At 73.4% G+C, this 8,592-nt stretch carries 6 protein-coding genes and 1 pseudogene; 1 reads left to right on the top strand and 6 read right to left on the bottom strand.

Annotation, left to right across the window (positions count from 1 at the left end):
* The 6 genes and pseudogenes from ABZW03_RS31935 to ABZW03_RS31910 all read right to left on the bottom strand — a co-directional run.
* Positions 1–416 (bottom strand): annotated as a pseudogene (locus tag ABZW03_RS31935) (D-aminoacylase); the annotation flags it as partial.
* Positions 416–1,216 (bottom strand): amino acid ABC transporter ATP-binding protein, encoded by an 801-nt coding sequence (locus ABZW03_RS31930; protein WP_355266039.1) that lies wholly within the window; start codon positions 1,214–1,216, stop codon positions 416–418. The gene ABZW03_RS31930 and the pseudogene ABZW03_RS31935, both read right to left, overlap by 1 nt.
* Complete coding sequence (locus ABZW03_RS31925; protein ID WP_355266036.1) at positions 1,213–2,202, bottom strand: amino acid ABC transporter permease; 990 nt, start codon at positions 2,200–2,202, stop codon at positions 1,213–1,215. Before ABZW03_RS31925 ends, ABZW03_RS31930 begins: the two co-directional genes overlap by 4 nt.
* A 31-nt stretch (positions 2,203–2,233) precedes the next feature.
* Complete coding sequence (locus ABZW03_RS31920; RefSeq protein ID WP_355266033.1) at positions 2,234–3,199, bottom strand: ABC transporter substrate-binding protein; 966 nt, start codon at positions 3,197–3,199, stop codon at positions 2,234–2,236.
* Between the two features lie 83 nt (positions 3,200–3,282).
* Entirely contained in the window at positions 3,283–4,146 is an 864-nt protein-coding gene (locus ABZW03_RS31915) for a hypothetical protein (RefSeq protein ID WP_355266031.1), read from the bottom strand.
* Between the two features lie 120 nt (positions 4,147–4,266).
* The gene (locus ABZW03_RS31910) at positions 4,267–7,005 is read right to left on the bottom strand and encodes an SdrD B-like domain-containing protein (protein ID WP_355266028.1); all 2,739 of its coding nucleotides are present in this window, start codon (positions 7,003–7,005) and stop codon (positions 4,267–4,269) included.
* Between the two features lie 383 nt (positions 7,006–7,388).
* Here ABZW03_RS31910 and ABZW03_RS31905 point away from each other — a divergent pair, with 383 nt between their 5' ends.
* Positions 7,389–8,357 (top strand): NAD-dependent epimerase/dehydratase family protein, encoded by a 969-nt coding sequence (locus tag ABZW03_RS31905; protein ID WP_355266025.1) that lies wholly within the window; start codon positions 7,389–7,391, stop codon positions 8,355–8,357.
* Positions 8,358–8,592: the final 235 nt, after the last annotated feature.

The following is an 8,592-nucleotide window of genomic DNA, read 5'->3' as shown; positions in this document are numbered from 1 at the left end:
GCCACCGCCCCGAGGCCGAAGGAGACCCGCAGGTGCTCGGCCAGGTCGGGCAGCCGCTCGGGCAGCGCGGGGAACAGGCTGATCCCGCAGTTGCCGCTGATCTCGGTGGTGACGCCCTGGAGCAGCGGGGCCAGCCGCAGCTCGTCCAGGGCGTCGCCGTCGGAGTGGCCGCCGTCGCAGAGGGGGGCGGCGAGCGCGTCCGAGTGGGTGTGGACGTCGATGAAGCCGGGGGTGACGACCCGTCCGGTGACGTCCAGGGTCTCGGCCGCGGCCACCGCGGTGCCCGGCGGCAGGACGGTGACCCGCCCGGCCGTGACGGCGAGGTCGGCCGGGCGGGCGGGCGCCCCGGTGCCGTCCACCAGGGTGGCGCCGCGCAGCAGCAGGTCGACCGGGGTGGTGATCACGTCCGCTCCCATCAGAGCACCGTCGAGAGGAAGGCCCGGGTGCGGTCGTGCCGCGGGGCGGTGAAGACCTCGGCCGGGCTGCCGGCCTCCACGACGGCGCCCTGGTCCATGAAGACGACCCGGTCGGCGACCTCGCGGGCGAAGCCCATCTCGTGGGTGACGACGATCATCGTCATGCCGCTGCGGGCGAGGTCGCGCATCACCCCGAGCACCTCGCCGACCAGTTCCGGGTCGAGCGCGGAGGTGGGCTCGTCGAAGAGCATCAGGGTGGGCTCCATGGCCAGGGCCCGGGCGATCGCCACCCGCTGCTGCTGGCCGCCGGAGAGCTGGCCCGGGTAGTGGTCGGCGCGGTCGGCCAGGCCGACCCGGGCGAGCAGTTCGCGGGCCTGGCGCCCGGCCTCCTCGCGCGGGCGGCCCTTGACCGCGATCGGGCCCTCCATCACGTTCTGCAGCGCGGTGCGGTGCGGGAAGAGGTGGAAGCGCTGGAAGACCATGCCGATCCGCTCGCGCTGGTGGCGGACGTCGCGCGGCCTGCGCTCGCGCAGCCGGCTGCCGGAGCCGCCGTGCGGCTCGTAGCCGACCAGCTCGCCGTCCACCTCGATCCGCCCGGCGTCGATCTTCTCCAGGTGGTTGAAGCAGCGCAGCAGCGTGGACTTGCCGGAGCCGGAGGGGCCGATCACGCAGAGCACCTCCCCCGCCCTGACCTCCAGGTCGATGCCGCGCAGCACCTCCAGGTCCCCGAAGCGCTTGCGCACCCTCCGGGCCGACAGGACCACCTCGGTGGCCGGTTCCGCCAGGTCCGTCCTGGTCATGCGTCCTCCCCCTTCGTCACGCGCTTCCGGGCCCCGCCGCGCCCCGGCCGCAGGTTGGCCAGCACCCGGCGGTGCAGCGCCGGCGGGGCGCCGGCCGGGTTGAACTTCCGCTCCACCGCGTGCTGGGCGACGCTCGCGATGGTGGTGAGCACCAGGTACCAGATCGACGCGACGATCAGCAGCGCGATCACCTCGAAGTTGGCGAGGTAGAGGTGCTGCGAGACGGTCATCAGATCGGCGCCGGCGATGACCGAGACCAGCGAGGTGGTCTTCAGCATCGAGATGAACTGGTTGCCGAACGGCGGGATGATCACCCGCATCGCCTGCGGCAGCACCACGCGGGTGAGGACCTGCCGGTTGGACATGCCCAGCGAGGCGCCGGCCTCGCGCTGCCCGGGGTCGACGCTCTGGATGCCGGCCCGGACGATCTCGGACATGTAGGCGCCCTCGTTGATCGACAGGCCGAGCAGTGCCGCCACGAAGCCGGTGATCAGGGTGTTGGACTGCCAGCTGACCAGCTTGGGCCCGTCGAACGGGATGCCGATGCCGATCTCCGGGAAGAGCAGCGCCAGGTTGAACCAGAAGATCAGCTGGACCAGCAGCGGGGTGCCGCGGAAGAACCAGGTGTACGCCCCGGCGGTGGTCCGCAGCACCGGGCTGTCGGACAGCTGCATCACGGCGACCAGCACGCCGATGACGATGCCCACCACCTGGGAGATCAGGGTGAGTTGGACCGTCACCCAGAGCCCTTCCAGGATCACGCCGTCGAACTGGTACTTCGCGACGATGTCCCAGTGCAGGTTGGGGTTGACGATGATCGTCCAGGCGAGCCAAACGGCGGCGAAGGCGGCCGCCAGCACGGCGAACCAGCGCGCCGGGCGGGGCCGACCGGTCACCTCGAAGGCCAGGTCGTCGTCGGGGGCCAGGCCGTCGTCGGGGGCCGTGGCCGCTCGGGGTGCCGGGGCGGGCGTCGCGGGGTCCCTCATGTCGGTGCTCATCTCGTCGGTGCCGCCGTTCTCACTGCGCCGCGTTGACGGTGGCGCGCTCCACCGCGCTGCCGCCGACCTGGTAGGTGTCCAGGACCGCGCGGTACTCGCCGCTGTCGATCAGCTCCTGGAGCGCCTTGCGCACCGCCTCGCGCAGCCCGGAGTCCTTCTTCGCCACCGCGATGCCCCACGGCGCCGTCCCGTACTGCTCCGGCAGCACCTCGTACGAGCCGCTGTTCCGCACGAACATCTGCGCCACCGGGTAGTCCACGATGGTGGCCACGGCCCGCTCGCTGTCCAGCTGGAGCAGCCCGGTCGGGGCGTCCTCGCTCTGCGAGATCGTCATCCTGGTCGCGCACTTGGCGTTCTGCTGCTCGCCGATCTCCAGGTTGGAGCTGCCCTTGGCGAGGACCACCTTCCGGCCGCAGAGGTCCTCGAGGTTCCTGATGCCCTCGGGGTTGCCCTTCTTCGTCATGATCACCCCGCCGGTGCGGAAGTAGTCGACGAAGTCGACGGCCTGGCGGCGCTGGGCGCTGTCCGTCATGGAGGACATCACCAGGTCGTAGCGGCCGGCCTGGAGGCCGGGGATCAGGCCGTCGAAGGAGGAGTTGGAGAGCTCCAGCCGCAGGCCGAGCTTCCCGGCGAGGGCGGCGGCGAGGTCCGGGTCGACCCCGGTCAGCTCGGTGGTCCCGTCCTTGTACATCTCCATCGGCGGGTAGCCGACGGAGGTGGCCACTCTGAGCACGCCGCTCTGCCGGTTCTTCGCCGGGAGCAGCTCGGCGGCGCTCTTCCCGGAGTTCGCTCCGGCCTGCGCCGCGCCGTCGGCCGGGGAGCCGCCCCGGTCGGAGCGCCCGCAGGCGGTGGCGGCCAGGACGACCAGGGACAGTGCGGCCAGACAGCGCAGGGAACGGGGCGGTTCATCGGCTACTCCCTCGGGCGGTGACGGTGCGCCGATGCTGGCAGCCGGGTCCGGGTGAACGGAAGATGATGAAGCCATTGCTGCCTCACCAACGAATTTCGTACCGCTCACCGCCCTGCCCTACGGAGTTCCGTCGGGCCCCGGTCAGCCGGTCAGCCGGCTCAGCCGGTCAGCCACGGGGCCTCGGGCAGCCTGGCGTCCGGCCGGCGCCCGGTGAAGTCGACGGTGGTCGGGGTGCCCAGCCCCGGCATCCGCATCGTCACCCGGCGCAGCCCGCCGTCGCCGTCGACCCAGTAGGTGAGCGGCGAGCGGCCGCTGTCGGGTGCGGTGCCCTGGGCGCGCGGGCCGGCGATGCGGTCGTGGTTCCTGCCGTCGATCCGGTCCCGGCCCAGCCAGCGGGCCCCGGACTGGCCGAGCAGCAGCGGGTTGTCGGGGCGGTCCGCGCCGAGTTGGACCAGCAGGTTCAGCCCGGAGTCCAGCGGGTCCGCCGTGTAGGTGCGCGGTGACCAGCCCTGGCGCGGGATGTGCTCGGCCTGCTCCCAGGCCGGGGCGTCGGCGGCGGGCGCGGTGGCGGTGGCGGTCGGGGCAGCGGTCGCGGTCGGGGCAGCGGTCGCCGTGGCGGCGTCGGCGGCGGGGCCGGCCGAGTCGGGGGCCAGGCCGAGGCCGCCGGTGTCCCAGACGATCAGGCCGTGGTCCAGCGGCCCGCTCGCGCCGGTGGTCCGGTAGCGGCCCACCCCCCGGTGGCTGCGGTAGTCGACGATCCCGTCGACCCGGATGCTCACGCCCCCGCCCTCGTCGGCCGTCAGCGTCACCGCCACCGGGCTGGCCTGGTAGAGGTTCAGGCGGGACAGGGCGAGCCGGCCCGCCTCGTCGGTGGTCACCGGGCGTTCGCCGGGCTCGTCGGAGACCGTCCGGTAGACGGCCAGGCCGCCCGCCGCGGTGCCGCACACCACGATCGCGATCAGGGCCTTGAGCCAGCCGGCCCGCCGGGGCCCGCGGCCGTCGGCCTTCGTGTTGCGGCGCATACGGCCCGCTCCCTCTCCTCGGTCGGTCATGACAGTCGGGCGGGCCCGGGGGACCAACGGTCCCGCGAACCCGCCCGATCGGGCCCGGTGCCAGTGCACCGGGCCCCACTAAAGCCGCGGTCAGCCGCGCTGGGCGGCCTTGCGCCGGCGGACCACCAGCACCAGTGCGGTGCCGAGGGCGATCAGCGCCGCCGCGCCGGTCAGCACGATCGGCGTCCCGTCGCCCGCACCGGTGTTGGGCAGGTGCCCGGGCGCCGGGGGCGCCGGGGCGGGCGGCACCGGCGCCGCCGACGTCGGCGCCGGGGTCGGCGTCGCGGTCGGGGTGGGCGTCGGGGTGGGGATCAGCTTGTTGACGGCCGTCACCTCCACCCCGGCGTCGAGGTTCGCCGAGGTCAGCTTCAGCGGGCCGAAGACGGTGTCCTCCGGCGCCGCGTAGCCGTCCGGCGGGCTCAGCTCCTGCCAGTAGTACGTCCCGGCCACGCCGCTGCCCCGGCACAGGCCGTCGGCCCCGGTGGTGCAGGGGTCGCCGACCTTGGTGTCGGGCTTGTCGCCGGTCGGCTGGAGCCCTTCGGTCCCGTTGGAATCGTGCCACAGCTGGAACTTGGCGCCGGCCAGCGGCTTGCCGTCCTGGTCGTGCTTGACCAGGCGCAGCGCGCCCTCCTGCTGGCGGAAGCCGAAGTCGTAGGTGTGGTCGTTCTCACCGGGGCCGCCGGTGGTCAGCGCCCGCTCCGGGTACCGGCCGTCCTTCGGGACGATGCCCTTGGAGTCGACGAAGTGGTTGTCGCCGACGTCGTGGGCGGTCGGCACCCACTGGAAGAGCGGGCCGTCCTTGGCGTAGTCCGCCGGGTTGTCCAGCTTGATCGTGTACTTGGTCCGGGGCTTGAGGCCGCCCTCGACGTTGCTGTCGTCGAAGTAGTACTCGCCGCGCTCGGTCGTCTTCGTCGTACCGACGAGCTTCCCCGCCGCGTCGTACAGGTGGACGGTCGCGCCCGGAACGGGCTTCTGGCCCGGCAGTTGGAGGCCGCTGCGCTCGGGGTCGTACCAGACCCGGTTGCCGATCTGGAGCGGTGCCTGGTCGCAGAGCACCTCCAGGTCGCCCATCGCGGCGCCCTTGCCGAACGGCGGGACGCCCGGGCCGGTGTTGAGCCGCGTGCCGCCGTCCGCCTTGCCGTCGCGCTTCTGGAAGGCGCTGCCGTAGCCGTAGGCCCGGCTGTCGCTGTCGTAGCCCGAGACCACGATGGAGTCCTCGACCTTCGAGAACGCCATCCCGGCGTTGCCGGGGTTGTTGTGGCCGATCCGGCTGTTGTCGAAGAACCGCTGGCCCCGGGCCTTGGATCCGCAGCCCAGGTTGGTGTCCAGCACGTACGTGCCGTTCTCCCGGCAGGCCTTGAGGAGGTCACCGCCGGGCAGCACCTTGGCCATCACGTTGTTCGTCGGGCTGGCCGCCGACTGGTCGCCGAAGCGGTCCCGGAAGGCGAGCAGCATCGAGCCGTCGGTCTCGAACGCGATCTCGGCCAGCGCCGGCTCGGGGTTGGCCAGGTAGCTGGTGCAGGCCTGGCCGTTCTGCGCGGCCGGGAAGGTGTCCTGCCACGGGAACCAGCCGGCTCCGGGGCACGAACCGCCGACCGTGGTGCCGCGCGGGTAGTCGAGCGGCTGGTTCAGCACCGCCGGCTTGAACGCGCCGGTGGCCAGGTCGAAGGGCAGCACCACGGCGCGCAGGTCCGAGGCCTTGCCGGTGGACTCGCCCGAGCAGACGCCGCCGAGGAAGCCGGTGCCGTCCTGGATGCCGAGGCCGTACGGGCGCCAGTCCCCCGGCGCCGGGCAGCCCGGGTCGGGGATCGGGTAGGCAGCCTTGGGCGCGGCCGCCGTCGCCGCGGTGGCGTCGTAGCGGTAGAGCTTGCGGTCGTGCAGGTTGACGACGAAGAGGTCCTTGCCGTCGTCGGTGATCTTGATGCCGCCGAGGCTCTCCTTGCCCACCGCGGCCAGGAAGTCGTCGTCGTTGCCCGGGCTGTGCGGGGTGGTGCCCGCGTCCGGGACGGTGGCGAACAGCGTGGTCTTCTTCTGCGCCACGTCGGTGACGTAGATCCCGCCCGGGCCGCCGCTGCCGTACTTGGTGGTCCGCTTGGCCTGGGCCGAGGAGAACAGCCGCCGGTCGGCCTTGTTCCAGGCGATGCCGTAGAGGTTGCCGGTCTCCCCCGCCGTGGCCAGGTCGGTCACGGTGAAGTTGGTGCCGGCCGTACCGCGGGCGCTGTACGGGAAGGAGATCAGCGTGTGCGGGGTGTCGCCCTCCGCGGGCGGGTTCTGGCAGGTCGACACCAGCGTCGCGTTCTTCTGGCAGTAGTCGCCCGGGTTCCAGAGCCCCGTGGTGAGTTCCGCCTTCTTTCCGCCGGAGACGTCCACGAACTCCTCGTTGGAGCTCAGCTTGGTCGGCCCGCCGGCCAGGCCCTCGCGGGAGGCGAAGGCCGGGAAGAGCACGCCCGGCTTCGGATTCACCACCTGGACCCGGTACTTGCCGCCGGTCAGCTTGCCCGTGGCCGGCGTCAGCGTCACCGTTCCGTCGGCCGCCGTGGTGCCCTCGACGGCCACCCCGGCAGCGTCGGTGAGCGTCACCTTCACGCCCGCCATGCCCGGCTCCAGACCGGGCGTCCACACCCCGTCGGTGTCCACGGCCCGGATCACGTGGACCGTCACCGTCCCGTCGCCGGCCGCCGGGAAGGCCGCGGGGGCCGCCGCCAACGAGCCGGTGCCGATCACCACGGCCAGGGCCGCCGCACCGCCTACGGTGCGGCCGAACCCGCCGTACCGCCGCCGGTCCGGGCCGCGTGCGCCACCGGCCGTTCGTTCACTTGTCGTCGTCATCCCTGCTCTCATCGTTCAGTTGGGCCTTCCGCCCGACCTCGTGAGGGAGTTCGTGAGCGGCGAAAAACCGCCATTGTTAACGGGAGCTTAAAGGCCCTTCACACAAGTTCGCCGGGAAACAAGGAACTTTGACGGGAGATCAGGCGTTACGAGGCCGTTGCGGTTCCCCACCCCCACTCCACCGTCGGGCGGCCGACCAGCGGAGATCGGTCCGATCGCGCCCCCGGCCCGGCCGACGGGCGCCGCCCGGTGCCGTCGACCGTCGAACACAGGTCCCCGCGGAACCTCACACTCCGTCCCCGACTCACGCACCCCGCCCGCAACTTGGGCACCAGCCGGACGCCGAGTGGCCCCGGCACCGGGCGGGCTGGCACCATGTCCGGATGCGCATTCTGGTCATGGGCGGGACCCGCTTCATCGGTCTCCACTTCGCCGAGGCGGCACTGGCCGCCGGGCACGAGGTCACGGTGCTGCACCGGGGCCGCTCCGGCGCCGGAGCACTCCCGGACGCCACCCACCTGATCGCCGACCGCGACGCCGACCTGTCCGTGCTGCGCGGCCGCAGTTGGGACGCCACCGTCGACCTCTGCGCCTACCTCCCGCGCCAGGTCCGGGAGTTGGCGGCCGCCCTCGACCCCGGCGCGGCCGGGCGCTACCTGCTGGTCTCCTCGCTCGCGGTGTACGACGTCCCCGCCGCACCCGGCTACGCCGAGGACTCCCCGCTGCTGCCCGCCGACGGCCCGGAGGCCGGGGAGGTCACCCACGAGACCTACGGCGTCCTCAAGGTCCAGTGCGAGCGCGCCGCCCGACAGGCCTTCGGCCCGGGAACGCTGCTGATCCGCCCGACGTACGTGATCGGGCCCCACGACTACACCCACCGCTTCGACTACTGGGTGGAGCGCCTCGCCCGGGGCGGCGAGGTGCTCGCCCCCGGACGGCCGGACGCGCCGGTCCAGGTGGTCGACGTCCGCGACCTCGCCGCCTGGATGCTCGGGCTGCTGGAGCGGGGCGCCTCCGGCGCGTACCACGCCGCCACTCCCCCGCCGTTCGGCCTGGGCGACCTGCTCGACGCCGTCGCCTCGACGGTCGCCCCGCCCGGCACCACCGTCACCTGGGTGGCCGAGGACTTCCTCCGCGCGGCGGGCGTGCCGGAGGCCGCGCTCCCGCTCTGGCCCGCCGATCCGGAGAGCCGCGCCACCAACACCGCCGACCCAGCGGCGGCCCTCGCCACCGGGCTGGTCCTGCGCCCGGTGGCCGACACCGCCCGCGACATCCGGCCGTTCGCGCCCGTGCCGGGCACCCTCGACCCCGCCCGGGAGGCCGCGCTCCTCGCCGCCTGGCACCGGCGGTAGGACTCCCCCGCGCAGCCACCACCCGCAGCCACCGGCGCGGGGCCGACCGCCGCCCCGCAGCAGCCGGTCCGGCCCCGGCCCGGTCCCCAGGCTGCCGTTGTACGAGACGTTCCGGGCGGTGACCGCGGCCCCGGACTGGCTGATGGTGGAGTTCCAGCCCTGGGTGTGCCAGCTGCCGGCCGGCGAAGGTCCACTCCAGGGTCCAGGAGCTCAGCGGGTCACCGGTGTTGGTGAC

It is taken from the genome of Kitasatospora sp. NPDC004799 (genome assembly GCF_040609095.1).
Classification (GTDB): Bacteria; Actinomycetota; Actinomycetes; order Streptomycetales; family Streptomycetaceae; genus Kitasatospora.
Note: the sequence above shows the minus strand (reverse complement) of the source record. Positions and strands in the feature narration are given on the sequence as shown.